The organism is Nonomuraea sp. NPDC050478, from assembly GCF_044458265.1.
Lineage (GTDB): Bacteria > Actinomycetota > Actinomycetes > Streptosporangiales > Streptosporangiaceae > Nonomuraea > Nonomuraea ferruginea.
This window is the reverse complement of record NZ_JBITHT010000012.1, coordinates 103,045-127,207: the sequence shown is the minus strand read 5'-3', so window position 1 is coordinate 127,207 and position 24,163 is coordinate 103,045. Positions and strand designations below refer to the sequence as shown.

At 72.3% G+C, this 24,163-nt stretch carries 25 protein-coding genes; 15 read left to right on the top strand and 10 right to left on the bottom strand.

Translation table 11 applies throughout. The features are described 5' to 3' along the window. Positions 1-7: 7 nt before the first annotated feature. Positions 8-595, bottom strand: coding sequence for a biotin transporter BioY (locus tag ACIBF7_RS42235; RefSeq protein WP_148036642.1), 588 nt, complete (start codon positions 593-595; stop codon positions 8-10). Positions 596-772: 177 nt separating this feature from the next. On the opposite strand from ACIBF7_RS42235, the gene ACIBF7_RS42230 reads away from it, so the two are divergent. Continuing rightward, entirely contained in the window at positions 773-1,405 is a 633-nt protein-coding gene (locus tag ACIBF7_RS42230; protein WP_148036643.1) for a DedA family protein, read from the top strand. A 6-nt stretch (positions 1,406-1,411) separates the two neighbouring features. On the opposite strand, the gene ACIBF7_RS42225 is transcribed toward ACIBF7_RS42230, so the two are convergent. Further along, the gene (locus tag ACIBF7_RS42225; protein ID WP_148036644.1) at positions 1,412-2,014 is read right to left on the bottom strand and encodes a dienelactone hydrolase family protein; all 603 of its coding nucleotides are present in this window, start codon (positions 2,012-2,014) and stop codon (positions 1,412-1,414) included. Positions 2,015-2,083: 69 nt separating this feature from the next. Here ACIBF7_RS42225 and ACIBF7_RS42220 point away from each other — a divergent pair, with 69 nt between their 5' ends. Continuing rightward, on the top strand, positions 2,084-3,277 hold the full coding sequence (locus ACIBF7_RS42220; protein WP_148036645.1) for an aromatic acid exporter family protein: 1,194 nt from the start codon (positions 2,084-2,086) through the stop codon (positions 3,275-3,277). Between the two features lie 9 nt (positions 3,278-3,286). Here ACIBF7_RS42220 and ACIBF7_RS42215 read toward each other — a convergent pair whose 3' ends face one another. The 3 genes from ACIBF7_RS42215 to ACIBF7_RS42205 form a co-directional block, all read right to left on the bottom strand. Further along, positions 3,287-3,655, bottom strand: coding sequence for a hypothetical protein (locus ACIBF7_RS42215; RefSeq protein ID WP_148036646.1), 369 nt, complete (start codon positions 3,653-3,655; stop codon positions 3,287-3,289). A gap of 85 nt (positions 3,656-3,740) precedes the next feature. Further along, complete coding sequence (locus ACIBF7_RS42210) at positions 3,741-7,193, bottom strand: tetratricopeptide repeat protein (RefSeq protein ID WP_397199623.1); 3,453 nt, start codon at positions 7,191-7,193, stop codon at positions 3,741-3,743. Between the two features lie 118 nt (positions 7,194-7,311). Further along, positions 7,312-8,004, bottom strand: a complete 693-nt coding sequence (locus tag ACIBF7_RS42205) for a response regulator transcription factor (RefSeq protein ID WP_148036648.1) — start codon at positions 8,002-8,004, stop codon at positions 7,312-7,314. Positions 8,005-8,179: 175 nt separating this feature from the next. Between ACIBF7_RS42205 and ACIBF7_RS42200 the strand changes: the two genes are divergently transcribed. The 9 genes from ACIBF7_RS42200 to ACIBF7_RS42160 all read left to right on the top strand — a co-directional run bounded on the left by ACIBF7_RS42200 (position 8,180) and on the right by ACIBF7_RS42160 (position 12,747). Beyond that, complete coding sequence (locus tag ACIBF7_RS42200) at positions 8,180-8,431, top strand: MoaD/ThiS family protein (protein ID WP_271275211.1); 252 nt, start codon at positions 8,180-8,182, stop codon at positions 8,429-8,431. 65 nt (positions 8,432-8,496) lie between these two features. Beyond that, on the top strand, positions 8,497-9,162 hold the full coding sequence (locus ACIBF7_RS42195) for a DUF2993 domain-containing protein (protein WP_271275212.1): 666 nt from the start codon (positions 8,497-8,499) through the stop codon (positions 9,160-9,162). A gap of 37 nt (positions 9,163-9,199) precedes the next feature. Beyond that, entirely contained in the window at positions 9,200-9,712 is a 513-nt protein-coding gene (locus ACIBF7_RS42190; RefSeq protein ID WP_148036651.1) for a sigma-70 family RNA polymerase sigma factor, read from the top strand. Next, entirely contained in the window at positions 9,709-10,554 is an 846-nt protein-coding gene (locus tag ACIBF7_RS42185; RefSeq protein ID WP_364232995.1) for a zf-HC2 domain-containing protein, read from the top strand. The genes ACIBF7_RS42190 and ACIBF7_RS42185 overlap by 4 nt, the downstream gene beginning before the upstream one ends. Positions 10,555-10,582: 28 nt before the next feature. After that, a complete protein-coding gene (locus ACIBF7_RS42180) occupies positions 10,583-11,023 on the top strand; it encodes a thioredoxin family protein (protein ID WP_219546141.1) in 441 nt (146 codons plus the stop codon). A gap of 32 nt (positions 11,024-11,055) precedes the next feature. Then, positions 11,056-11,139 carry a putative leader peptide gene (locus tag ACIBF7_RS42175; protein ID WP_350668905.1) on the top strand — a complete coding sequence of 28 codons (84 nt, stop codon included), beginning with the start codon at positions 11,056-11,058 and terminating at the stop codon, positions 11,137-11,139. A 62-nt stretch (positions 11,140-11,201) separates the two neighbouring features. Next, positions 11,202-11,615: a DUF4395 domain-containing protein gene (locus ACIBF7_RS42170; RefSeq protein ID WP_397199622.1), complete on the top strand. Its 414-nt coding sequence runs from the start codon at positions 11,202-11,204 to the stop codon at positions 11,613-11,615. Further along, positions 11,612-12,451 carry a sulfurtransferase gene (locus ACIBF7_RS42165; protein WP_148036655.1) on the top strand — a complete coding sequence of 280 codons (840 nt, stop codon included), beginning with the start codon at positions 11,612-11,614 and terminating at the stop codon, positions 12,449-12,451. Before ACIBF7_RS42170 ends, ACIBF7_RS42165 begins: the two co-directional genes overlap by 4 nt. Then, positions 12,448-12,747: a DUF1416 domain-containing protein gene (locus ACIBF7_RS42160; RefSeq protein ID WP_148036656.1), complete on the top strand. Its 300-nt coding sequence runs from the start codon at positions 12,448-12,450 to the stop codon at positions 12,745-12,747. Before ACIBF7_RS42165 ends, ACIBF7_RS42160 begins: the two co-directional genes overlap by 4 nt. An 84-nt stretch (positions 12,748-12,831) precedes the next feature. Here the strand turns inward: ACIBF7_RS42160 and ACIBF7_RS42155 are convergent, their stop codons facing one another. Continuing rightward, a complete protein-coding gene (locus tag ACIBF7_RS42155) occupies positions 12,832-13,266 on the bottom strand; it encodes a hypothetical protein (protein WP_271275214.1) in 435 nt (144 codons plus the stop codon). Between the two features lie 135 nt (positions 13,267-13,401). Here ACIBF7_RS42155 and ACIBF7_RS42150 point away from each other — a divergent pair, with 135 nt between their 5' ends. Next, positions 13,402-14,205 (top strand): helix-turn-helix transcriptional regulator, encoded by an 804-nt coding sequence (locus tag ACIBF7_RS42150; RefSeq protein WP_364233000.1) that lies wholly within the window; start codon positions 13,402-13,404, stop codon positions 14,203-14,205. Here the strand turns inward: ACIBF7_RS42150 and ACIBF7_RS42145 are convergent. Further along, complete coding sequence (locus tag ACIBF7_RS42145; protein ID WP_364233003.1) at positions 14,180-14,728, bottom strand: XRE family transcriptional regulator; 549 nt, start codon at positions 14,726-14,728, stop codon at positions 14,180-14,182. The two genes, ACIBF7_RS42150 and ACIBF7_RS42145, sit on opposite strands and share 26 nt — an antisense overlap. Positions 14,729-14,833: 105 nt before the next feature. On the opposite strand from ACIBF7_RS42145, the gene ACIBF7_RS42140 reads away from it, so the two are divergent. After that, the gene (locus ACIBF7_RS42140) at positions 14,834-16,135 is read left to right on the top strand and encodes a hypothetical protein (protein ID WP_219546147.1); all 1,302 of its coding nucleotides are present in this window, start codon (positions 14,834-14,836) and stop codon (positions 16,133-16,135) included. On the opposite strand, the gene ACIBF7_RS42135 is transcribed toward ACIBF7_RS42140, so the two are convergent. From ACIBF7_RS42135 to ACIBF7_RS42125, 3 genes are all read right to left on the bottom strand, one after another. Beyond that, on the bottom strand, positions 16,122-16,679 hold the full coding sequence (locus ACIBF7_RS42135; protein WP_148036661.1) for a hypothetical protein: 558 nt from the start codon (positions 16,677-16,679) through the stop codon (positions 16,122-16,124). The two genes, ACIBF7_RS42140 and ACIBF7_RS42135, sit on opposite strands and share 14 nt — an antisense overlap. A 1,012-nt stretch (positions 16,680-17,691) precedes the next feature. After that, entirely contained in the window at positions 17,692-18,327 is a 636-nt protein-coding gene (locus ACIBF7_RS42130) for a hypothetical protein (protein ID WP_219546149.1), read from the bottom strand. After that, positions 18,324-18,983, bottom strand: coding sequence for a hypothetical protein (locus ACIBF7_RS42125; protein WP_397199621.1), 660 nt, complete (start codon positions 18,981-18,983; stop codon positions 18,324-18,326). Before ACIBF7_RS42125 ends, ACIBF7_RS42130 begins: the two co-directional genes overlap by 4 nt. Positions 18,984-19,143: 160 nt before the next feature. On the opposite strand from ACIBF7_RS42125, the gene ACIBF7_RS42120 reads away from it, so the two are divergent. Beyond that, positions 19,144-21,084: a hypothetical protein gene (locus ACIBF7_RS42120; RefSeq protein WP_148036664.1), complete on the top strand. Its 1,941-nt coding sequence runs from the start codon at positions 19,144-19,146 to the stop codon at positions 21,082-21,084. Positions 21,085-21,177: 93 nt separating this feature from the next. After that, complete coding sequence (locus ACIBF7_RS42115) at positions 21,178-24,132, top strand: ATP-binding protein (RefSeq protein WP_397199620.1); 2,955 nt, start codon at positions 21,178-21,180, stop codon at positions 24,130-24,132. The last annotated feature ends 31 nt before the right edge of the window (positions 24,133-24,163 follow it).

Genomic DNA, 24,163 nt, shown 5'->3' with positions numbered 1-24,163 from the left:
GCCCCGGTCAGCCCTCCTCGCCGGATCTCGGACGCTTGTGGACGGTGGGGATCGCGCCCGGGTAGGCGCGCTGCACCCCTCGCGCGATCCACGAGGCCAGCACCGCCTTGGCCAGGTCGCCCGGCACGAAGGTCAGGGTGAACAGGGCCGCGCCGCCCAGCGTGAGATCACCGAAGATCGCGTACACCGGGATGCCGCACAGGTAGATGACCCCCATGCCGCCGACCAGGCACGCTACCAGCAGCCGGACCATGCTCGGGCTGCGCCCCCCGCGCTCCGCGATCCACCCGGTGACGAACGCGCCCGGCAGCCACCCGATCAAGAACCCCGCGGACGGCTGGGTGAAGACGCCGAGCCCGCCCCGGCCCCCGGCCAGGAGCGGCAGCCCCACCGCCACCAGCGCGAGCAGCACCAGCACCGCCAGCGCCCCCCGCCGCGAGCCGAGTATCAGCCCGGCGAGCATGACCCCCAAGGTCTGAGCCGTGACGGGCACCAGGCCGCCGAAGAGGCTCACCCCAGGAACCAGCCCCAGCACCGCGATCAGCGCGGCGAAGACGGCCACCCGGGCGACGTCTGCAGGGGAGAACCACTTCATCGCTCCTCCTCGATTGTGTGTGCGGATTCGATCCCACACCACGGGGCGGGATTCACGCATGGAGGGTTGCCACAACGTTCCCCGCCGAGGAATGTCTCAGATGGATGGCCGAGAGACGGACCGGGAGGAATACGCGCCTGCGTACGGGAAGAGACTACGTGCGACGAAGGGACGAGGATGACTTCCAGCGGTCTGGGCGGAATCGTCGAGTGGGTCACCGGTCTCATGGAGACGCTCGGCGCGCCCGGCGCGGGCATCGCGGTCGCGCTGGAGAACCTGTTCCCGCCGATCCCGAGCGAGGTCATCCTGCCGCTGGCCGGGTTCACGGTGAGCAGGGGCGGGCTGGTGTTCTGGCACGTCCTGCTGTGGACCACGATCGGCTCGGTGGTGGGCGCGCTCGCGCTCTACGCGATCGGGGCGCTGCTGGGCAGGCGGCGGGTGCACGCGCTGTACGCGAAGGTGCCGCTGCTCAAGCCGGAGGACGTGGACAAGAGCGAGCAGTGGTTCGCCAGGCACGGCCGCAAGACGGTGTTCTTCGGGCGGATGGTGCCGCTGTTCAGGAGCCTGATCTCGATCCCGGCCGGCTTCGAGCGGATGCCGTTGCCCACGTTCGTGCTGCTCACCGCGGTGGGCAGCTTCATCTGGAACACCGCGCTCGTGACCGCCGGCTACTTCCTGGGCCGGCAGTGGTTGATCGTCGAGACGTACGTCGGGATCTTCACGTACGTGGTGATCGGCCTGGTCGTGCTGGCCGTCGGGGTGTTCGTCTGGAAGCGGCTGTCGGAGCGCCGCGGCGCCCGGCAGAACTGACGCGGGTCACGTGAAGTGGGTGACGAACCAGGAGCCGGTCAGGTCGGCGACCTGGTCCAGGGCTCCGGGTTCCTCGAACAGGTGGGTGGCGCCGGGCACGATCTCCAGGCGGCTCTCGCCGCCCAGCTCCCGCTGGGCCTCCCGGTTCAGTTCGAGCACCTGCTCGTCGTGGCCGCCCACGATGAGCAGCGTCGGCGCCCGTACGGAAGCGAGACGCGGGCCCGCGAGATCCGGGCGGCCGCCCCGGGAGACGATCGCGGCCACGTCGGCGTCCGGCTCGGCCGCGGCGCTGAGGGCGGCGGCGGCGCCGGTGCTCGCGCCGAAGTAGCCGAGCGGCAGGTTCGCCGCGGCCGGCTGCTCCCGCACCCGCTCCGTCGCCGTCAGCAGTCTGCCTGCCAGCAGTTCGATGTCGAACACGTTGGCCCGGTCGTACTCCTCCTCCGGCGTCAGCAGGTCGAACAGCAGGGTGCCCAGCCCGGCCTCGTTCAGCGCGGCGGCCACGTACCTGTTGCGCGGGCTGCGGCCGCTGCTGCCGCTGCCGTGCGCGAACAGCACCACGCCGCGCGCCCCGTCCGGGACCACCAGCTGACCTGAAAGTTCGGCGTCCATCCTCACCACCTCCACTCAAGCAGGGTGTCTACCCAGCTCACGCGGGTGTGTTCCTGCGACGATGCCGGGATGGGGGAGCGATCGAGGCAGGGGCTGCCGCCGTTCGAGCGGATCTCCAGGCAGAGCAGGCTGATCCTGGAGCGCGCTCGCAGCCTGGGACTGCCCGGATGGCTGCGCGCCGAGCGTGAGCCGCTGCTCCAGGGGATCAAGCTGACGGCCGCGTGCGTGCTCGCCTGGTGGCTGGTGGCCCGGGTGCTGCAGGACAGGATGCCGGTGCTGGGGGCGATCGGGGTGCTGCTCACGTTCTCGGCCACCGCCTACGGCACGGTCGTGCGCGGGGTGCAGCAGGTCGGGGCCGTCACGGTCGGGCTCTTCGGCGCCGGTGGGCTGATCCTCCTGCTCGGCATCAACGGGATCACGCTCGCCATCCTGGTCGCGGGCGGGCTGGTGGTGACCCGGCTGCTCAACCTGCCCAAGCAGAACGTGCAGATCCCGATCACCGCCCTGCTGGTGTTCGCGCTGGGCGCCACGTACAGCCTGGAGCGCCTGGTCGACCTGCTGCTGGGCGCCGTCATCGGCATCCTGGCCAATCTCGTCGTGCTCCCGCCCCGGTACGTGGAGGAGGCGCGCAGGGAGATGGCCGAGCTGGCCGGTGACCTGTCGTCGCTGTCCGCCGCCATGGGCAAGGGCGTGCGCGGCGCGTGGGGTGAGGACGAGGCGAGAAGCTGGCTGGAGCGGTCCCGCGAGGTGGACGCGCGCCTGCGGGAGAGCCAGGAGGTGGCCGAGCAGGCCGCCGAGTCGGTCCGGCTGGTGCCGCTCCGGCGGCGACGGCAGGACGAGCAGCTCGACCAGGTGGCCGAGGCCATGACCTGCCTCGACCACGCGGGCCTGCAACTGCGCGGCATCGCCAGGTCGCTCACCGACCTGGCGGCCGGGGTGCGCGGGCTGCCCGCCGAGGACGTCCACCGGGTGCCCGCGGCGCTCGGCGACGAACTGCTGGCCATCTCCAAGGCCTTCGCCGCGTTCGGCCGGCTCCAGCTCGGCCGGGGCAGCGTGCGCGACCTCGGCCGGCTGCGGACCGCGCTGCGCGAGAGCGGCGAGCACCAGGTGCTGGTCGCCGAGCGCGTCCCCGACACCGAGAACGTCCAGCTGTGGTCGTTGCACGGGGCGATGCTGGACCAGTGCGCGACCATCAGGCACGAGCTCGACCCGGAGAACGGGCCGCACCAGGCGGCGTTCCCCGCCTGGCTCATCCCCGGCTGACGGTCCCGGTCAGGTCATGACCAGCACGGTGACGAACTGCAGTACGTGCCAGGCCACGTAGGCGCCCGCCGCGATGAACGCCCACTCCTTGGCCCTGGAGACGCGGGTGACGCGGCGCAGCACCTCGACCGGCTCCCGCCGCGCCCGCGCGGACCTGGCCAGGAAGTACGCCGACGTGAACCAGGCCGCGCCCGACACCGCCAGCAGCCCTGCCGAAAGCAGGAACAGCAGCTCCGGCTCGGGCATCGCGTCGCCCGGGGCGAGCTGGCGGGTCCACGCGGCCGGCACCAGGGTGAGGACCAGGACGGTGATCCGCCTGTCCCCGCGCGCCTGTCGCCTCAACCACCGCAGGTCTCGACGCAGATGGTTCTTGAGCATCCGGATCACCTCCGCTGTCCGTGGCCGGTGAGACCAGTTGAACGCCGGTGACCTGATCAGATCTGCGACCTCCCCCGGGCGGAATTCACGACATTCGTCGGAGTTCCTGGGCGGCCTTTCTCGCCTCCACCACGTCGCCCACCTCGTCGAGGGTGCGCACCGCCTCTCCCAGATGGGCCACGGCGGCCGCGGCGTCGCCTCGCCGCCACGCGATCAGGCCGAGCGCCCGCAGCGCGCAGCCCAGGTCGCGGCGGGTGCCGCAGGCGTGGTGGACCTCCCTGGCCCGCGCGGCGTGCACGTACGCCTCCTCGGGCCGGTTCAGGTCGAGCAGGATCATGGCGAGCGTGGTGAGCGCAGCACCCCAGCGGTCGCGCGTACCGGTCTCGTGCAGCAGCTCGACGGTCTGGCGCGCGTACGCCAGCGCGGGGGACGGGCGGCCCGCGGTGTGCAGCGCCAGCGCGATCGACAGCAGCGCGCTGGCCTTGTCGTCGCGCATCTCCTCCCTGATCTCCAGCGACCGCCTGGCCGCGCGCAGCGCGTCCTGGTGCCGGCCGAGCGACAGGTACGTGTTCGCGAGCGTCTCCTGGACGTCGGCCTCGGCTCTACGACCGCCGACGGCCTGCACGATGTCCAGCGCCTCCAGCGCGTACACGAACGCCACCTGCGACTGGCCCTGCCTGCGCCGCACCCGGGCCAGCCGGTTCAGCATGCGCGCCTCCATGGGCAGGTCGCGGATCACCCGGCTGATGGCCAGCGCCTGCGTGAGGTACTCGTCGGCGCGCAGGTAGTCGGCCAGCCGCCAGTGCACCAGCCCGATGTCGCCGAGCGTCTCGGCCTTGCCCTGCTCGTGGTGGAGCTCGACCTGTACGGCCAGCGCCTGCTCGAAGTGGGCCAGCGCCTCGTCGTACCGGGAGCCGTTGCGCGCGATGCGGCCCAGCGCGCACAGCGCCCGGCCCGAGCCGTGCTGGTCGCCGGTGGCGGTGTAGCCGGCCAGCGCCCGCTCGGCGTCGCGCCGGGCGTCGTGCGGCAGCCGCAGCGTGTCGTACACCTCGGCCAGGCAGAGCAGCGTCTCGGCCTCGGCGTGCTCGTCGCCCAGCTCGTGGCAGATCGACAGCGCCTCCAGCCCTTCCGACAGCGCGGCGTTCGGCTCGCCGAGGCTCTGCTGCACCCGGGCCAGCATGATCAGGCTCTGGGCGGTGCCGCGCCGGTCGCCCAGCTCCTCCCGTACCTCCAGCGCCTGGCCGGCGTGGTGGAGCGCCGGCTCGTGCCGTCCCTGGGACAGGTGGAGGCGGGACAGCGCGTGCAGGCTGTCGGCCACCCCGGCCAGGTCGCCGATCTCCTGGTAGCCGCAGAGCGCCTCGTCCGCCGCCTTCAGCGCGTCCTCCAGGTTGCCCGCGATGCCGTGCACCTCGGCCAGGTCGATGAGCGCGCGGGCGCGGCCCTCCCGGTCGCCGAGCGTGGCGAAGTCGGCCAGCGCCTCGCCGATGTAGCGGGCCGCCCGGGTGGACGGGCCGATGTCGCGGTGGATCGAGCCCAGATGGCTGCGCATCAGCGCGACGGCCCGCCGGTTGCCGATCCGCTGCGCGCACTCCAGCCCCGCCTGCTGGATCTCCAGGTTGTTCTCGTAGTACCGCAGCCGCCTGAACGGCTCGAACACGGCGTGCGCGAGCTGCCAGGCGATCCCGTACGCGCCGCTCTCCTCGGCGGTGCGCACCACCGACACCAGGGCACGCCGTTCGGCCTCGAACCACTCGCCCGGAGTGCCCGGCTCCGTGGCGGTCATCAGGTAGTGGTCGAGCAGCCGTACCCTGGCCTCCCGCACGCCCGCCTCGGCGTGCCTGCCCAGCTCCCTGGCCAGCCGCTTGACCAGGTCGTGCACCCGGTAGCGGGAGCCGGGCAGCGGCTCGACCAGATACGCCCGGTGCAGCCCGGCCAGTGACGCCAGCGCCTCCGGCACCGGCACGCCGAGCGCCGCGGCCAGCACCTCGGGCGTGAAAGGGCCGCCGGGCAGCAGCCCGATGTGCCGGAAGGCACGCCGCTGCGCCGGCCCGAGCGACTCGTACGCCAGATCCAGCGCCGACCCGAAGGCCTGCTCCGGGTCGCCGGGGAACCGCTGCCGCCGCTCCGGGCGGCGCAGCTCCTGCACCCGGGAGGCGACGCTCAGCTCCGGGTTCTCGGCGAGCTTGGCGGCCGAGATGCGCAGCGCGAACGGATGGTACGAGCACACCCGCGCCAGCTCGGCCAGCCCGTCGCGGTCGGCCGCCCGCGGCGAGTCCTCACCCAGCAGCCCGACCAGCAGCGCCACCGCGTTGCCCGGGTCGAGCACGTGCAGGTCCATCAGGTCCGCCTGGCCGGTGGCGCGCAGCGGCGCCATCCTGGTCCGGCTGGTCACCAGCACCACGCAGTCCCTGCCGCCGGGCAGCAGCGTGCGCACCTGGGCCGGGTCGGCGGCGTTGTCCAGGATGAGCAGCAGCCTGCGCCCGGCGATCCGGCTGCGGTAGAGCAGCATCAGCTCGGCCTCGTCGGCGGCCGGCATGTGCTCGCCGACGCCGAGCGAGCGCAGGATCTGGCCGAGCGCCTCCGCCGTGGTCATCGGGGGCTGGGCGGGCGACTGGCCGCGCAGGTCGATGACGATCTGCCCGTCGGGGAACCGGCCGGCGTGCAGGTGCGCCCAGTGGGTGACCAGCGCCGTCTTGCCGACGCCCGGCAGGCCCTGGATCACCATCGTGTTCGTCCTGCGGGTCCGCTCCAGCCATTCGGTGAGCAGGTCCAGGCTCTGCTGCCGCCCGGTGAAGTCGGGCACGTCCGCGTGGAGCTGCGCGGGACGGGGCACCTCGGCGGCCGGCAGCGGCTCGGCCGGCGCGCCCGGCCCGGTGAGGAACGGGGTGATCCGGCCCTCCCACGGCACGGCCAGATGCTCCCAGTCGCCGGCCAGCGTGCGCATCGCGGCCGGGTCGGCGACGCGTAACCGTCGGTAGCCGGGACGCACCAGCCAGCCGCGCCGCACCCACTGGGCGAGTGTCCGCTGCACCACGTCGGGAACGCTGCCGACCAGGTCGGCCAGCGTCTCCATGGACAGCGGCGGGGCCGACTCGGAGGCCAGCCCGTAGCGGGCGTCCAGGTTGAGCAGCCACACGGCCAGCCGGGTCGCCACCGGGGCCCTGGCCAGCGCCTCGTGCCTGCGCGCCGCCACGTTCCTGGCGAACAGCTCCTGCACCAGCGCGGTCGCCACGGCCGTGCTGGACGCGGCGTGCTCACGCAGCCGCCGCATGTCGATCGGCCAGGCGCGCACCTCGGTCAGCGCGTCGACCTTCACCCGCTCCCCGGGGTGCCAGAACGCCGGCTCGCCCACCAGGTCGCCGCCGGACCGCAGGTCGTGCACGATCTCGCGGTCGCCGCCGGGGAGGTACTCCCTGGCGTAGCCGTGCTCGATCAGATAGACGCGGCCGGTGGGCCGCAGCGGGGAGCAGAGCCATTCACCACGCCGGTAGACCCGGGCGCGGGCGTTCTCCTCGACGAGGGATCGGAACACGTTCACCGGCACCACCCATCTCGGGACGGCGGTGTCCGCGGCATGACAGCACGACCCAGGTCGGGGGCAGACCTGTCAGGACAGTCCAACCCGGGGAAAGGGCCCTGTCAACCGGAGGGGGCGATCAGACGGTCGCGGTGTCGGCCCGGTCGGGGACGAAGCGGTAGCCGACGTTGCGGACCGTGCCGATGAGCGACTCGTACTCGGTGCCGAGCTTGGCCCGCAGCCGCCGCACGTGCACGTCGACGGTCCTGGTGCCGCCGAAGTAGTCGTAGCCCCAGACCTCCTGCAGCAGCTGGGCGCGGGTGAACACCCGGCCGGGGTGCTGCGCGAGGTACTTCAGCAGCTCGAACTCCTTGAACGTCAGGTCGAGCACCCTGCCCCGCAGCCGCGCGGTGTAGGTGGCCTCGTCGATGGACAGGTCACCGCTGCGGATCTCGTCGGGCACGTCCTCGCCGGAAGCCTGGGAGATGCGGCCGATGGCCATGCGCAGCCGCGCCTCCACCTCCGCCGGGCCCGCCTTGTCGAGCAGGACGTCGTCGACTCCCCACTCCGCCGTCATCGCGGCCAGCCCGCCCTCGGTGACGATCACCATCAGGGGGCAGTCGACGCCGGTGGTGCGGATCAGCCGGCACAGGCTCTTGGCCTGCACGAGCTCTTTGCGCGCGTCGACGATCACGGCGTCCGACGGAGGCGCGTCGAGGAGGGCGGACGCCTCCGCGGGGGCCACGCGGACCGAGTGGAGCAGCAGCCCCAGAGCCGGGAGCACCTCCGCGGACGGCTCGAGCGCGTTGGTGAGCAGAAGCAGGTTGCTCATGGCGGCCTCCTCGAACAAGTAAGGACCCGGGGGCTACGTCGCCCGAGTCCTGTAGGCGAGGATATCCCAGGAGCAAGTCGCGTCCATTGAGCGTCCGGCAGGTGAACGACGCATCGCATGAAACAACCAGGTAAACAGGAACGCACAATGGTGGAGAAGGATCGGTGAGACAGCCATGGCCTCGGGAAAAGTGCGTTATTGGGCGGCGGCGAAGGCGGCGGCAGGTGTGGCCGAAGAGGAGTTCGAGGCGGTCACACTGGGCGAACTCATGACGAAAATCACAGCAGATCGCGCCGAACTCGCCCGTGTGGTCAGCAGATCGTCATTTCTGATCGACGGTTCTCCCGTCGGTAAAAGACCCCATGGCGAGGTCGAACTCTCCGACGGCGTGACCGTGGAGGTGCTGCCGCCGTTCGCCGGCGGGTGATCCGCCCGTCTCGCGGGGAATGGAGCCGATAAGCTTCTTGACCCCCGCCCGAGACAGGGAGTGCGATGCGCAAGCTGCTCGTTTTCCTGATCCTGCTGATCATCCTCCTCGCCGTGCTCGACCGGGTGGCGGTCGCGGGCGTGCAGCGCGACCTCGCCAACAGGATCGCCGCCGCCGCCGACGTGCGGGGCACCCCGGAGGTGGAGATCACCGGCATCCCCTTCCTGACCCAGGCGATCTCCGGCCACTACCAGGAGGTCCGCTTCGACCTCGGCACCCTGCGTTACGGCGGGGTGCCGATCGAGGGTCTCAAGGGAGCCGCGTACGACGTGACCGCGCCGCTCGCCGACCTCCTCCAGAACCGCGCCGACATCCGGGCCGGGCGGGTCGCCGTCACCGGCACGCTGACGGACGCGACCATCGACAGGTTCGCCCCGCAGGGCGTGAAGGTCAGCGGCAAGGGCGACCGGTTCGTCGCCTCGGGCGAGCTGGCGGTGGGCGCGCAGAAGGTGAAGTTCACCGCGGAGATGAAGGTCGAGATGACCGACGAGGGCATCCGGCTGCAGGCGGAGAAGATCGAGGGGGTGCCCGCCCAGCTCGCCCGGTTCGTGACCTACACGATCCCGTTCCAGGGGAAGCTGCCCTTCGACGTGAAGGTGACCGAGGTCAAGAGCGTGTCCGGAGGTCTGCGGATCTCCGCCGAAGCGTCTGACGTGCCGCTCCGTGGATGAGCGTGAACCGTCCCGCCCTCTCGTACGTGATGAGGGGGTGAGCTCAGCTGGCACCGCCGACGAGGAACTCGTGAGGACCCTGTTCGACGAGCACGCCGGGCCACTGTACGGATACGTGCTGCGACTGACGGGCGACTCGGGACGGGCGGAGGACGTGGTGCAGGAGACGCTGCTGCGGGCGTGGCGGCATCCCGGCGCACTGGAGGGCCGCCCGATCCGCGCCTGGCTGTTCACCGTGGCCCGCAACCTCGTCGTCGACCAGCACCGCGCCCGCCGGGCGCGGCCCCCCGAGACGGGCGACGAGGCGCTGGCGGTGCTGCCGGCCGACGACGAGCTGGAGCGCGCGGTCGAGTCGTGGGCCGTGGCCGAGGCGTTAGCCGCGCTGCGGCCCGAGCACCGCGAGGTGCTCATGGAGGTCTACTACCGGGGGCGATCGGTGAAGGAGGCGTCGGCGAAACTGGGCATCCCGGCGGGCACGGTCAAGTCGCGCACCTACTACGCGCTGCGGGCGCTCAAGCTCGCGCTGGAAGAGCGGGGGCTGGCGCCATGACGACGTGTGAGGAGGTCCGGCTGGCGCTCGGCGCGCACGCGCTCGGCGCGCTCGACCCGCAGGAGGCCGAGGAGATCGACCTCCACCTGGCCACCTGCGAGGAGTGCGGCGGCGAGCTGGAGGAGCTGGCGGGCGTCGCCGGGTTCCTGGGCAAGGTGTCCGAGCGCGACGTCGAGCTGGTCGCCAGCCCGCCGCGGCGGGTGCTCGAACGGCTGCTCACCGACCGCGCCAGGCGGCGCAGGCGGGGCCGCGCGCTCATGGCCGTCGCGGCCGCGGCGGCGGTGGTGGGCGTGGGCGGCGTCGTGTGGTCCGCCATGCCCGGCGAGGCTCCGACGGCCGCCTCGGCGCCGGCCGCCGAGCGGGCCAGCCAGTTCAGCGCCGGCGAGGGCGACGCCGCCCAGTCGGAGCTCGCCGAGGACAACAGCGCCGAGGACAACAGCGCAGAGGCGCAGGACAGCGAGAAGCTCACCACCCGGCAGGAGTCCTCACCGGCGCCTTCGGACTCGCGCGCGCCCGCCCCGCTGCGCTCCCCGCTGGGACGCGCGTTCACCGGCGCCGACGCCGGCTACCGGGCGACCGTGACCGCCGCGCCCGACGGCCGCCGCACGGATCTGATGGTGCAGGTCGAAGGGATCCCGCCCGGCACGGAGTGCAGGCTCGTGGTCGTCGCCGCCGACGGCTCCCGCGAACGGACCGAGCCGTGGCAGGTCACCCGCGAGATGTACGAGGACAACGCGGTCTTCCGGCACGAGACGCGCACCGCGATGGCCGACATCGCCGCGTTCGAGATCACCGATGCCGGCGGCGAGGTGCTGGTGCGGATCCCGGTGACGGGGAAGTAATCCGCGGGGCCGGTGGTTGCAGCGGAAGATGACCGGAGTGTGGATCGCGCTGGCCACGCTGGCGCTCGGAGCGGCGATCGGGGTGATCAGGCTGCGCGCCGACGGACGCCTGCGCGACCGTGATCCCGGCGACCGGCTGGGAGCCGGCGAGCTGGGCGCGGAGCTGGGGGAGCGGGCCACGCTCGTGCAGTTCTCCACCGCCTTCTGCCAGCCGTGCCGCGCGACGCGCCGGATCCTCGCCGACGTGAGCGCGCTGGTCCCCGGCGTGGCGCACGTGGAGATCGACGCCGAGTCCAGGCTCGACCTCGTACGGCGGCTCGACGTGCTGCGCACCCCGACCGTCTTCGTGCTCGACGGCCGGGGAGCCATCGTGCGCAAGGCGTCAGGGCAGCCCAGGAAGGCCGACGTGCTGAACGCGCTCGCCGCGGTCGTGTCTCACGACCCGTCTCACAAGCCGGACGACATGTGACAGATGTCGAGACGCCGAGTAGTCTTCTCGGCATGAACCCATCGACAGAGCTGCTGACGAAGCGGCGCGCGGTTGATTTCTGCCGCGTCGCGACCGCGCTCTGTCGCGCTGCCTGAGGACGGTCTCGCGCGGACTTCCGATCCGCCTCTTCCCGACCCCCTTGCAGGAGCATCCCACGATGCGTGCCGATCCCAGAGCGCTGCGCTTCGGCGCGGCCATGACCACTCTGATCCTCCTCCTCGTCCTGGTGACGGGCAGCGCCTGGCTGCTTGCCGCCCAGGCCGTGGTGTTCGCGTTCGGCATCGCGGGCAGATCACCGTACGGGATGCTTTTGGGGGCGTTCGTCAGGAGCGCCCCTAAGGAGACCGAAGACTCCCGCCCGCCGCGTTTCGCGCAGGGGGTGGGGCTGGTCTTCGCGGTCGCGGGGCTGGCCGGATTCGCCACCGGGATCATGTCGCTGGCCCTCGTGGCCACGGCCGCGGCCCTCCTCGCCGCATTCCTCAACGCAGCCTTCGGATTCTGCCTTGGCTGCGAAATGTATCTGCTGATCCGCCGTATATTGCCCGCCGCCAACATGGAGGTACCACAATGAGCCGCTCCGCCGTCCTGGTGGATGCCGACTGGGTCGAGGCCAACCTCGACACCCCTGGTGTCGTCTACGTCGAGGTCGACGAAGACACCAGCGCCTACGACAAGGGCCACATCCGTGGCGCAGTGAAGATCGACTGGCGGCAGGACCTGCAGGACCCGGTCCGCCGCGACTTCGTCGACAGGACCGGTTTCGAGGCGCTGCTCTCCGACCGCGGCATCGCCAACGACGACACCGTGATCCTCTACGGCGGCAACAACAACTGGTTCGCGGCCTACGCCTACTGGTACTTCAAGCTGTACGGCCACGAGAACGTCAAGCTTCTCGACGGTGGCCGCAAGAAGTGGGAGCTGGAGTCCCGCGAGCTGGTCACCGACGTGCCGGAGCGTGCCAAGACCCAGTACGTCGTCGCCCAGGAGGACACGTCCATCCGCGCCTTCCGCGACGACGTGGTCGCCGCGATCGGCAAGCTCAACCTGGTCGACGTCCGCTCGCCCGACGAGTTCACCGGCAAGCTGATCGCCCCCGCCCACCTGCCGCAGGAGTCGGCGCAGCGCGGCGGCCACGTGCCGACCGCCCGCAGCATCCCGTGGTCCAAGGCGGCCAACGACGACGGCACCTTCAAGTCCGACGACGAGCTGCGCACCCTCTACACCGAGGCGGGCGTCGACTTCGGCAAGGACACCATCGCCTACTGCCGCATCGGCGAGCGTTCCGCCCACACCTGGTTCGTCCTGCACGAGCTGCTCGACCAGGAGAACGTGAAGAACTACGACGGTTCGTGGACTGAATACGGCTCGCTCGTGGGCGTGCCGATCGAGCTGGGGGAGGCCCGATGAGCGCGCAGGGTTGCGGAGCGCCGGAGCAGACCATCGCGCTGCCGGCCGGGATCGATCTGTCCAACCAGGCGGTGATCCAGGGCAGGGTCACCGGCGTCGGTACCGCCTACGCGCGGCTGCTCGACCACACCGGCGAGTTCACCGGTGAGGTCGTGGTGTCCGACGAGGGAGTGTTCCGCTTCTTCGCCGGCCCCGGCGACTGGACCGTACGCATCATCGCGGGCGGCGGCGTCACCCGCGACGTCCAGGTGAGCGCCAAGCTCGGTGAGGTGTCCGAGCTGGCCGTCGCCGTCTGATCGTTGATCGCCAAGGGGCCCGCGTCCTTCCCGGACGCGGGCCCTTCGCGTGCGGCCGGGCCGGACTCCCGCGCGGCCGCCCGTTCACTCCGTCCGGGCGCGCCGGAGCCCGAGGAACTCCAGCCCCGCGTACACCGCCACCACCGCGGCCCCGGTCAGCATGAAAGCCACGCCCAGGCCGCTGAGCGGAATCGCCCCGGTCAGCACCAGGGCCACGAGAGCCACGCACGACAGCGCGTTGCCCGCGACGACCAGCGCCACGTACCGCACGGGGATCCGGGGGTAGCCGGCGATCAGGCCGAGCGCGGCGGCGCCGCCGAGCATGGCCACGCCGAACGGCACCGACCAGGCGGGCGGCAGCCCGAACCAGCCGGAGAACGGCCGCCACGCGGCGAGCAGGACCACGCCGAAGACGGCGGTGCTCCAGCCGTCGATCCGCAGGATCACGCGGAGCCGTTCCGCCGCCGCGCCGCCGACCGTGGTACGCCGGGCGACCTCCGCCCCTGTCGCCGTGCTCATACCGGTCACTCCTCCCCCTCGGGTCCGCCCCCGGAAGGGCCTGTCCGGAACGACCATGTCACCGCCCGGATCACGGTCTCAATAACCTCCGAGGTCATGGCGGCGCCCACCTGGTGACGGCCTAGGCTCCTCCGCATGGACACACGACAGCCGTCACCGGCGGGGACGCTCCTGCGCGAGTGGCGTAGCCGTCGCAGGCTCAGCCAGCTCGACCTCTCGCTCCTGGCCGACACCTCCGCCCGGCACCTGTCGTACCTGGAGACCGGCCGCGCGAAGCCGAGCCGGGCGATGCTGCTGCGCCTGTCGGCCGCGCTGGACATACCGCTCAGGGAACGCAACACCCTGCTGCTCGCCGCCGGCTACGCCCCCGCGTACCGGGAGAGCAGCCTCGACGACGGCTACATGGCGTCGGTCCGGTCGGCGCTGGAGACCATGCTGACCGCGCACGAGCCGTACCCGGCGGTCGTGGTGGACCGGCTGTGGAACGTGGTGCAGGGCAACCGCGCCATGGCCGTCCTCATGGAGGGCGTCCCGGCACACCTGCTGGAGCCGTGCCCGAACGTCTTCCGGCTGGCGTTGCACCCCGAAGGGCTCGCTTCGCGGCTGTCCAACCTGGGCGAGGTGCGCGAGCTGTTCCTGGACCGGCTGCTGCGCCAGGTCAACGCCACCGGCGACGCCGACCTGCGGGCCCTGTACGAGGAGGTGTCCCGCTATCCCGGGCCCGGCGGCGACGAGCCCGGCGGCTCACACCACCGGCCGAGCCCGATCCAGGTGCCGCTGCGCTTCCGCACGCCGTTCGGCGAGCTGGCGATGTTCAGCACCATGGCCACGTTCGGCGCCCCCGCCGACGTGACGCTGTCGGAGCTGGCGATCGAGCTGTTCTACCCGCTGGACGACTTCACCGCCGCGGCTCTCAGAGCTTGGCCGGATAGCGCATGAGCAGGGTGGCGTGGACGACGTCGGCGTCCGTCGCGTGGTAGACGTGCGGGACGTCCGAGCGCCACGAGATGTGCTCGCCCGGCCCCGCGGTCAGCGGGGCGTCCAGGGGCCCGGCCGCCAGGGTGCCGCTGAAGACCGTGACATGTTCCGTCGTCCCCTCCAGGTGGGCAGGTGAGTTCTGGGTGATCCCCGGAGGGACGCGCAGCCGGTAGAGCTCGTACGTGACGTGATCGTCCTCGAAGAGCTCCATCAGCGCCGCCTCCACGGCGGTGCCGCGGACGTTCCGGGGCTCGGGCGGGGAGTCGAGTATCGCCCCGATGGGCACGCCGAGCTGGGCGGTGATGGCCCAGAGCGTCTCCAGAGTGGGGTTGCGGGTGCCGGTCTCGACGCCGGAGAGCGTGGCCTTGCCGATGCTCGCCCGCCTGGCGAGCTCCGACAGCGAGACCCCGCGCGCCTGGCGCAGCTGCCGCACCCGCTGCCCGATCACGCGCGGATCGGTGTCCGGCGCGGGCCGCGAGTCCATGGAGCCATGATGCATCTCCGGGCCCGCGACCGCGCCTGGCTTCACGGTGACCGGTTGCCCGGATGCGGCTGCGGCAGGTTGTGGCATCCCGCTACCATTCCACCGATGTCCGGAACGTCTGGTGTGATGGCGCCGCCACGGCCCGGCCCCGCACCGGGCCGGCGGATGCCGTCGCCGTTCTCACTGCCCATGCACACCCTGCGGCTCGCGGGGAAGTGCGCGCTGCCCCTCATCCTCTGGTTCTCCGCCGGCGAACTGGTCCGCTACGTGCTGCTGTACGCGGGCACGGAGGTCGCCTACGGGGACTTCCGCCAGCTCCGCCTGGTCGCCGTGATGACGATCCTCACGCTGGTCGTGCTGGCCGCGATGACCGTCACCACCGGCATGCTCCACAGCATGCGCGGCGCGCTCTGGGAGGTACGGGCGCGGGCCGCCGACGGGGTCGAGGACGAGCGGTTCTTCCGTACGCTCGACCGGATGGCCCCCGCGTTCGCGGTCCTCTACCTCGCCTGGGGCTTCCACACCGAGGACGCGCGCGACTTCCAGCAGATGGACCTGCTGCACCACTTCTACGACATGACCGAGGCCCAGTGGTTCGGCGAGGAGACCCACGTCGGCATGAGCCTCGCCGACCTCGACTGGCGGGTGTCACTCGGCGCGATGGCGGTCACGTTCCTGCTGAAGACGCTCTTCGCCAAGCTGGTGGAGAAGGGCAAGGGCCGGTTCTACGGGTTCGCCGCCGCCTTCTCCGAGTTCGGCTTCGTCTTCTACGGGCTGAACGCGACGGTGGCCTTCGCCGACGCCCGCGCCGAGTGGACGGACAGCCGCGCGGCCGTCGCCGGCACCAGGCAGGCGCTGGCCGACGCCAAGGAGACGGTCCCGGCCTGGGAGGCCTTCACCGAGGCGTTCGGCGCCTTCTGGCCGCTGTTCCTGGACGCGGTGGCGGTCCCGCTGGCCTGGCTCACCGTGGCCATGCTCGTCTTCGGCGCCTTCTCCGACGAGGCGCGCACCCTGGTCAGGGGCACCCGCCTGGAGAAGGGCGTGGACCGGCTGGAAAGCAGCCACGAGATCACCCAGAAGTCGTTCCAGCACGTCACCAGCGGCTTCACCGACCGCTGGCTGCCGCTGGCCAACTCCCTGCGGATGATCGTCAGGGGTGGCGCCCCGCTGTTCGGCATGATGTGCCTGTGCTACGTGGCCTTGACCGTGGGGTCCCGCTACGGCGACCGCGCGGTCCGCACCCTCATCGGCTCCGAGGCCGACTGGGCCTGGATGTACCTGGGCGCGCCGGTCGGCTTCGTCCGCGACCTGCTGGTGACCACGCTGACCATGGCGCTCCTGGCGGCCACCTTCGACATCGCCGCCACCCGCGCCCGGCTCCGCGGCGAGCCGCTCAACGCCTCCTGAACGTCAGCTCGACCAGGTTGTCGATCCTGACCGCCTCCGAGTCCTTCTTGAACAGGTCGTCGATGGGAGTGTCCGAGCGGTACGAGCTCGGCCTGAAGGAGAGCTCCACCTCGTCCTTCACCTCGGTGGGCACCACGGCGACGCCCTGGATCCGATACTCCTGGCCCACCACCAGCCGGTCGGTCGGCCGGTCGCCCGGGATCAGCTCCACCACCCAGGTGCGGCCCGCCCGGTCGGTCAGCTCGAGATCCGTGGGCTCGGCCACCATGGTCGCGCTGTCCTCGTCGAGGACCTTCTTCCTGATGTCGATCGCGAGCCAGGTGACCTCCGGGCCGTGCTTGTTGTCCTTCGGCGGGTCGGTGGGGGCGACGGCGGCCTTGAACTCCGTCTTGTAGACCTCGTACGAGCCACCGGCCGGGACCGTCACCTGCTTCGGGTACAGCCCTCTGGTGGTGACGGACTCGTAGAACTGGTAGCCGTCGAACGCGGTGGCGGCGGTGGCGAGCAGGGACGCCACGACAGCGCCCACGGCGACGAACACCATCCGCTTCCTCCGCGACCGCGCGCCCCCCTTTCCGGAGGCAGCCCCTCCGGCCCCGGAGACGCTCTCACCGGCCCCGCCGGTTTTCGCGGCGATCGCGCCCATCCCCAGGGCGGCCGTGTCGGAGGGTCCGCCGATCCCTGAGGCGGCGGTCTCCGCGCCGAGTCCCCCCATCCCCAGGGCCGCGTCGGGGCCGGGCGCGGGGTGGAGTCCGCCGGTTTCCGCGGCGGGCCGGCGCTCCGGTGGGCTCGCTTCGGGTGCGGCGGGTCGGGGGGCCGGGGGGCTCGCTTCGGGTGCGGCCGGTCCGGGGGCGGGTTTCCCGGGGGGCGGGAAGGGCCGGGGCAGGGGTTTGTCGGCTCGTACCGCCGGGATGGGCTGGGTGGCGCCCATGGGGTTGCGGCGCGGGACGGGGGGCCAGACCTGCTGGTCGGGGGGCATGGGGCGGCTCCGGCCAGGGAGCGTGCCGGGGGTCGTGGGCGGCCCTCCCTGGGCGCCTTGCCCGCGCGGGCCTTGAGGCCAGCCCGGAGGGGGCGCGGGACTCTGAGGGGGCGCCTGCCCAGCCTGAGGTTGTCCCGGCCGCGCCTGGCGTCGCGGCCGCGCAGGTCGGCCTGTGGGGGAGCGTTGTCCGGCCGAGGGCTGCTGGTCAGGGCGGGCCGGATGGCCGGCGGGGGGCTGCCGGTCAGGATGGGCCGGATGGCCGGTGGCGGGGTGCTGCTCGGCGGCTTGCTGATCCGGGTACGGCCGGCCGGCACCGTCCGGATATGTGGGCCGGCCCGAGCCGTCCGGGTACGTGGGCCTGCCCGCGCCGGGCTGTCCCGGATCTCCGTGATGCGGGGGTTGACCAGGAGGTGCCGCGTGCCGGGGGCGGGAGGGCCGTTCCGGATCGTACGGCGGGTCGTCCTGTTCCGGCGGGACCTGGTCGTACGGGCCGGGGGAGGGCGGGGTGTCGGGTTCCTGCGGGCGCCGGTGGTCCTTCCTGGGAGCGAACCAGTCGCGTTCGTTGCTCATCGGCAGATCACTTCTCGGCGGTGGAGTAGACGTCCTGGGCGGAGCCGACGAGCTTGCGCGCCGCCGCCTCGTCCAGCGCGAGGTCGATCTCGGCCTCCGGCTGGTACGGCTCGACCAGCGCCGTCGGCGGCAGCCCGACGACCAGCCGGGCGCCGGCGAGCACGGAGGCGGGCACCTCGAAGAAGTACGACCCCCCGGCCCAGATGTCGGGCTGCACCCACTTGGCGCTGGCCGTGGCCGAACTGTCGATCCGGTCGGTGGCGGAGAACTTCTTGCCGTCGGCGGTCAGCAGCACGGCCGGCCCGAGCTTGTACGGCTTGAGCTTGGACTTGGCGGAGACGTCGACGACGAGGAACAGGCGGTCCGTCTTGAGCGTGTCGGAGAGGTGCCGGATGCTCTTGGCCGCGGTGACCGAGTTGAGCCGGACGACGAACCGGGTGGCGTCGACGTTCTCGCCCTTGCCGCCGAGGTAGGTCAGCGGCGCGGAGTACTCGTTGTGGCTGAGGTCCAGCGACTGCAGGCCGATCGCCGCGCCCAGGAGCACGAGCCCGACGGCGGCGTTGAGCAGCCGCGAGCCGCCCCGCCGCCCGGAGCGCCGGCCGGGGGCCTCGGGAGCCTCGGGGCGCCGGGCGGTGGCGGTCACGCCGAGCCTCCGGTCTTGACGGGGAGCGTCACCTTGGCCTGGACGGTCGGCACCCACTTCTCGCCTGCCTGCTCGGTGACCATCTGCCACCGGACGGTCTCGTCCTGGAAGCCGGGCTCGTACGCGAAAGTCGCCACGTCGAGCGTCATCCGCTCGGGCGGCCGCTCGCCCGCGTCGAGCCGGTAGCGTACGACGACCTTGGTCGTCGTGCCCGGATGGAGCTGGTTCGTCTGGTCTTCCTCGGCCAGCGCGAAGGTGAACGGCCCCTTGCCCTCCTTGATCGCCGGCGTGATCCTGACCAGGGAGTTGGCGAAGGAGGAGCCGAACCCGGCCTGATCGGGCTTGGCGGGCGGCATGCCGACGCTCATGGTCTCGTCGCCCAGGTTGGTGACGTCGAAGACCATCTCCACGAACCGCTTGTCTTCTTCGAAGGTCAGCTCGCCCTTCTCCACCGTCACCCGCGCCTCGACGAACCTGGTGGAGTAGAGCCCCTGGTCGAGGACCGCGCCCTGGCTGAGCGTCTTGGGCGGCACCTCGACCTCCTCCAGCCCGCCGAGCAGCGCGACGATGCCGACGACGGTCACGGTCAGCAGGGCGATGACGGGCACCACGACCGGGCGTCTGTGTTCGCTGCTGCCGGCGGGCGCTTCCGTCATGGCTAGTGATGGTAATAGGTCAACCTTGTCCCACTCACCCCATTGCGCCCATCAAGCTGGCGGAATTGCCGAGAACCCTGCCGCAGCAGGGGTTGTAGCTCATACGCTGTCACGGAGCGGAGGGAAAACAGAACGACATAGCGCAGCCGGAGGGGGTCACGTGGCGGACGTGCATCCCGATCACGCGCAGCTCCAGGCCGACCGCATCTACCTGGGCTGGCAGTACATCCTGCCGCATCCCGACCCGGGCCCGCCGCCGAAACGGCCGTCTCCGGCGGAGGAGCCGCCCGTCACCGAGCGGGACGACGAGGAGCGGGCCGCGCTGCTGCGCCGCGAGCGGCTCCAGGAAGACATGCTGAACCGGCCGGTGCGGCTGGTGCGCGCGTTCATGCTCGTGCTGGCCGCGCTGATCGTCGTGCTGGCCCTGGTCGGCTACCTCGCCTGGCAGTTCGCGCTGATCGGCGTGCTCGCGGCCGGCGGGGTGGCGGCCATCTGCGCCTACGCGCTCGTCCAGGGCGACCGGGCGGTCCGCTACCGCGTGTCGGAGCAGCAGGCGAGGAACGACCGCCAGCGCCAGGAACGTGACAGGGAGCTGTTCAGGGCGCAGGAGGAGCACGCCCAGCTCTACCGCGAGTGGCAGGAGGAGAAGGAACGCTTCGACCGCCAGCTCACCTGGTACGCGGTCGCGGTGCCCGACGAGATCGACCGGGTCGACGTGGCCGGCGGCACGCTGCCGGGCTGGTCGGCGCTGATCACGCTGCTCGGCGCGACCCGCCTCTACAGCGGCGGCCACCTGACGGTGCTCGACCTGTCGGAGGGCGCGATCGCCAAGGACCTGATCGAGCTGGCCCGCAAGGGCGGCGACGACCCGCTCGTGTGGGTGCTGCCGGTGGACCTGCCCCGGCTCGACCTGGGGGCGACGCTCAAGCCCGAGGCGTTCGCCGACGTGCTCGCGCACGTGGTCAGCGTGAGCGAGGAGCACCGCACCACCCGCGACCTCAGCTTCGACAACGCGATCCTGGAACGGGTGCTCGAGGTGCTCGGCGAGAACGCCACGATCAGCCAGGTGACGGCCGCCCTGCGGGCGCTGGCGCAGGTCGGCGATCCGCGCGAGGACCTGCGGTTCGGCCTCATCACCGCCACCCAGCTGGAGCGCATCGGCACGCTGTTCGGGCGCGGGGTGAGCGACCGGGTGGTGATCGAGCGGGCCTGGGCGCTGGAGTCGCAGCTGCGCAAGCTGGAGACGCTCGGCACGCAGGCGGTCCGGCTGCCGCCCGCCCGGCTGCGCGTGGTCAGCATGGACCGGCAGGCCGGGGTGTTCGGCAACCGCGTGCTCGGCACGTACGTGGCGACCGCGCTCACCCACATCCTGCGCCAGTCGCCCGCCTCCGACCGGCCGTGGTACCACACGATCATCGTGGCGGGCGCCGACAAGCTCCGCGGCGACGTGCTCGACCGGCTCATGGACGCCTGCGAGACGTCCCGTACCGGACTGGTGCTGACCTACCGCTCGCTCACGCCGACCGTGCGCGAGCGGCTCGGCCGCGGCCACGCGGCGGTCGCGTTCATGCGGCTGGGCAACGCCGAGGACGCCAGGGTGGCGAGCGAGCACGTCGGCACCGAGCACCGGCTGGAGCTGGCCCAGCTCACCGAGACGATCAGCGAGTCGCTGCCGGGCCTGGACGGCGGCTACACCTCCACCATCGAGCAGCTCGACGACGCCGGCGGGCGGCCCGACGAGAGCGCCGCGGACCTGGCCGAGGACATCACCGAGTCGACCGAGTGGGGCCGCACCGCCGACAAGATCTCGGAGAAGGAGCGGGTGCTGCAGCGCTCGCGCGAGTTCCTCGTCGAGCCGCACCAGCTCCAGCAGCTCCCCACCACGTCGGTGATCGTCACCGACGCGACCGCGCACGGCCGGCGGGTCCGCCTGGCCGACGCCAACCCGGCGATCCTGACCTTCCCCAAGACGACGCTCGCCGAGCTGGAGGAGGTGCGCGAGACCACGATCCAGGAGCCCTCCGAGAACGGCCACCGCGAGCCGCCGCCGAACCTCGGCCCGCCACCGGCACGCCTCGACTGGCGCAAGGACAGGCAATGACAGGCAAGGAAATGGTCAAAGTCCACGTGATGCGCTGGCGTTCGGCGGGAGTTTACTGACAACCGTCTGTGGGGGGATGAAATGCAGCCGAGTGTGTCGCTGAGCGGACCCTGGTACCGGATCCAGTCGATCGCCGCTCCCTCGCGCAGCTCGTCGGCCGAGTGGGATTTCGTCACCGTGCTGCCCGCCGCGCTGTCGGCGGCGGCGCGCGACAGGCCGTTCGTCATCGGCTGGCTCTCGCGCGGGTCGGGCGCGCCGCTGGAGCTGATCACGAACGCGGGCCCGCTGTCGCCGCCCCGGCAGCCGCGCCGGTCGCCGGACTCGCCCGACCGCCCGGCCGGGCCGCAGCCGCTGCTCTTCCCCGGCGGCGCGCGCGGCGTCGAGCTCGACGACGGCTACCTGGCCGACCTGGCGGACCTGGTCTGGACCCCGTGCCCCGGCCGTCAGGCGCCGCCGCTCGGGGGCCGCAGGGAACCGGACGCCGACGAGTTGAAGAGGCCGACGCTGTTCGAGGCGACGCTGGTCACCCTGATGTCGCGGCCCTTCGCGTGGCTGGTCGTGGCCGAGCCCACCGACCTGCTCGACGCCGAGGTGGCTCACCTGCGCACCCAGCTCAACGTGCTCAGGCAGTACGGCGACGCCTCCGAGCGGTCCAGGTTCGACGCCGAGCGGGCCGAGCGGCGCATGCAGGAGCTCGACGCCTTCCGCGAGGCCGGGCTCTGGAACGTCCGGGTGCTGGCCGGCGCCGCCAACCCTGACGAACTGCGGCAGATCGCGCCCGTCCTGGTCGGGTCGGTGGAGATGAGCCATCACCCGTACCGGCTGCGCAGCGCGCACGGCGCGGTGCACGCGCTGCCGGAGGCGCTGGCGCTGACCATGCAGGACCCCGCCGACGGCGCGGCGGCCCCGTTCGCGGCCACGGCGGGGGCGCTGGCGGCGCTGGCCGGGCTGCCCAGGCGCGAGGTGCCGGGCGTGCGGGTGCTCGACTCCGGGTTCTTCGACGTGACGTCCGAGGCCGGGGAGGGCGAGCTGGAGCTGGGCGAGATCCTCGACGGCCAGGACCGGCCGGTCGGCTCGTTCCGGGTGCCGCTGGCCACGCTCAACCGGCACGCGTTCGTCACCGGCGCCACCGGCTCGGGCAAGTCGCAGACCGTCAGGCACCTGCTGGAGCAGCTCAGCAACGCGGGCATCCCGTGGCTGGCCATCGAGGCGGCCAAGTCCGAGTACGCGGCCATCGCCGGGCGGGTCGAACCGGCGCAGGTCACCGTGATCAACCCGTCGGCGCCGGACGGCGTGCCGTTCAGCGTGAACCCGCTGGAGCCGGAGCCCGGCTACCCGGTGCAGGCGCACATCGACATGATCAGGGCGCTGTTCATGGCGGCTTTCGACGCCGAGGAGCCGTTCCCGCAGATCATGTCGCTGGCGTTGCAGCGCGTGTACGAGGCCACCGGCTGGGACGTCGTCACCGGCGGCGCCGTGCCCGGGTCGAAGGTGCCGCCGAGCGTGCCGACGCTGGAGCAGCTCCAGCGGCACGCGATGGACGTCATCCAGGAGATCGGCTACGGCCGCGAGGTGCAGGCCGACGTGGAGGGGTTCATCTCGCTGCGGCTGCGCTCGCTGCGCGTCGGCTCGGCCGGCCGGTTCTTCGAGGGCGGCCACCCTGCCGACATCGGCGGGCTGCTGCGCCGCAACGTGGTGCTGGCGATCGAAGACGTGGCCAACGACGAGGACAAGGCGTTCCTCATGGGCACGCTGATCATCCGGGTCGTCGAACACCTGCGGATGCGCGCCCGCCAGGAGAAGAGCGCCGGCCTGCGGCACGTCATCGTCATCGAGGAGGCGCACCGGCTGCTGCGCGACCGCGGCACCGGCCGGGCCGCCACGCACGCGGTGGAGCTGCTGGCCGGCATGCTCGCCGAGATCAGGGCGTACGGCGAGGGCATCGTGGTGGCCGAGCAGATCCCCACCAAGCTGGTCTCCGACGTGGTCAAGAACACCGCGCTCAAGGTCGTGCACCGGCTGCCCGCCGAGGACGACCGGCAGCTCGTCGGCGCGGCCATGAACCTCAGCGAGGAGCAGTCCCGCCAGGTCGTCTCGCTGCCGCCCGGCGACGCGGCCGTGTTCGCCGACGGGATGGACCGGCCGCTGCGGGTGCGCGTGCCGCTCGGCGAGTCGCGCGAGAAGGCGCTGGCCGGCCCGCCGCCGCCGATCAGGGGCCGCCGCTCGGCCGCCTGCGGCGCGCCGTGCCGCACCGGCCAGGCCTGCACGCTGGTGGAGCTGCGCGAGGCCGACGTGCTCGCCGACGCGCCCGAGTGGGCCTGGCTGCGCATCTGGTGCGACACGGTCGTGCTCGCCTTCGTCAGCAACCGGCCGCTGCCCGGCGTGCCGCGGGCGCTCGCGGCCGCCTGGGCCGACCTGCCGGCCCGTCGCGCCGAGTGCCTGCTCGCCACGCTGGTCGAGCGCTCGGTGCGGCGCCGCGCCTGGGCGCTGCGGAGCTGGTTCGACCCGGCGCTGCTCACCGAGAAGGCGGCCGCCGCCGCCACCCGCCTGCTGGGCGGCCAGGGAGGCGGCGAGCGCCCCGGCGCCTCGTGGGTGCTCCCGCAGGTGCGCTGGCTGCACGAGGTCGACAGGCTCTTCCCGTACGGGAGGCCCGCGCCGGACCTGCGCACCCCCGCCCCGCCGATGGAGTACGCGATCTTCCGGCAGAACGGCGACGGCCCGCACCCGGAGCCCCATGGGGAGCTGCTCGGCCACCGGGCCAAGGCGCTGCGCCACCACCCGCTGTCGATGGAGATGGACCACAACAGGGAGCTGGCCTGGCGGGTCATCCTGGGCGACGACGAGCACGAGGGTGTCAGGCGTGACGTCGACGCGGTGGCCATCGGCGTCGAGCCGCAGGCCAGGCTCCGGCACGTCGGCCAGATCATGGGGGCCGGGTGGCTGGAAGGGGTGCTGGCGTGGCCGCACAGGTTCGTGCTGCCGTTCGGGCACGACAGCGCGCCCGAGATCTCGTTCGCGGAGCCTCACCTGGCGGAACAGGTCCGGTGATCGCGAGTAAGCGGTTGGGCATGTCCGATCC

Excerpts from the sequence above, each read along its gene's own strand:
- ACIBF7_RS42230 (WP_148036643.1), top strand. The coding sequence starts at position 773 with ATGACTTCCAGCGGTCTGGGCGGAATCGTCGAGTGGGTCACCGGTCTC.
- ACIBF7_RS42220 (WP_148036645.1), top strand. The coding sequence starts at position 2,084 with ATGGGGGAGCGATCGAGGCAGGGGCTGCCGCCGTTCGAGCGGATCTCC.
- ACIBF7_RS42195 (WP_271275212.1), top strand. The coding sequence starts at position 8,497 with ATGCGCAAGCTGCTCGTTTTCCTGATCCTGCTGATCATCCTCCTCGCC.
- ACIBF7_RS42160 (WP_148036656.1), top strand. The coding sequence starts at position 12,448 with ATGAGCGCGCAGGGTTGCGGAGCGCCGGAGCAGACCATCGCGCTGCCG.
- ACIBF7_RS42205 (WP_148036648.1), bottom strand. The coding sequence starts at position 8,004 with ATGAGCAACCTGCTTCTGCTCACCAACGCGCTCGAGCCGTCCGCGGAG.
- ACIBF7_RS42125 (WP_397199621.1), bottom strand. The coding sequence starts at position 18,983 with ATGACGGAAGCGCCCGCCGGCAGCAGCGAACACAGACGCCCGGTCGTG.
- ACIBF7_RS42165 (WP_148036655.1), top strand. The coding sequence starts at position 11,612 with ATGAGCCGCTCCGCCGTCCTGGTGGATGCCGACTGGGTCGAGGCCAAC.
- ACIBF7_RS42135 (WP_148036661.1), bottom strand. The coding sequence starts at position 16,679 with ATGGTGTTCGTCGCCGTGGGCGCTGTCGTGGCGTCCCTGCTCGCCACC.
- ACIBF7_RS42200 (WP_271275211.1), top strand. The coding sequence starts at position 8,180 with ATGGCCTCGGGAAAAGTGCGTTATTGGGCGGCGGCGAAGGCGGCGGCA.
- ACIBF7_RS42180 (WP_219546141.1), top strand. The coding sequence starts at position 10,583 with ATGACCGGAGTGTGGATCGCGCTGGCCACGCTGGCGCTCGGAGCGGCG.
- ACIBF7_RS42215 (WP_148036646.1), bottom strand. The coding sequence starts at position 3,655 with ATGCTCAAGAACCATCTGCGTCGAGACCTGCGGTGGTTGAGGCGACAG.
- ACIBF7_RS42185 (WP_364232995.1), top strand. The coding sequence starts at position 9,709 with ATGACGACGTGTGAGGAGGTCCGGCTGGCGCTCGGCGCGCACGCGCTC.
- ACIBF7_RS42155 (WP_271275214.1), bottom strand. The coding sequence starts at position 13,266 with ATGAGCACGGCGACAGGGGCGGAGGTCGCCCGGCGTACCACGGTCGGC.
- ACIBF7_RS42140 (WP_219546147.1), top strand. The coding sequence starts at position 14,834 with ATGTCCGGAACGTCTGGTGTGATGGCGCCGCCACGGCCCGGCCCCGCA.
- ACIBF7_RS42175 (WP_350668905.1), top strand. The coding sequence starts at position 11,056 with ATGAACCCATCGACAGAGCTGCTGACGAAGCGGCGCGCGGTTGATTTC.
- ACIBF7_RS42150 (WP_364233000.1), top strand. The coding sequence starts at position 13,402 with ATGGACACACGACAGCCGTCACCGGCGGGGACGCTCCTGCGCGAGTGG.
- ACIBF7_RS42145 (WP_364233003.1), bottom strand. The coding sequence starts at position 14,728 with ATGGACTCGCGGCCCGCGCCGGACACCGATCCGCGCGTGATCGGGCAG.
- ACIBF7_RS42170 (WP_397199622.1), top strand. The coding sequence starts at position 11,202 with ATGCGTGCCGATCCCAGAGCGCTGCGCTTCGGCGCGGCCATGACCACT.
- ACIBF7_RS42235 (WP_148036642.1), bottom strand. The coding sequence starts at position 595 with ATGAAGTGGTTCTCCCCTGCAGACGTCGCCCGGGTGGCCGTCTTCGCC.
- ACIBF7_RS42225 (WP_148036644.1), bottom strand. The coding sequence starts at position 2,014 with ATGGACGCCGAACTTTCAGGTCAGCTGGTGGTCCCGGACGGGGCGCGC.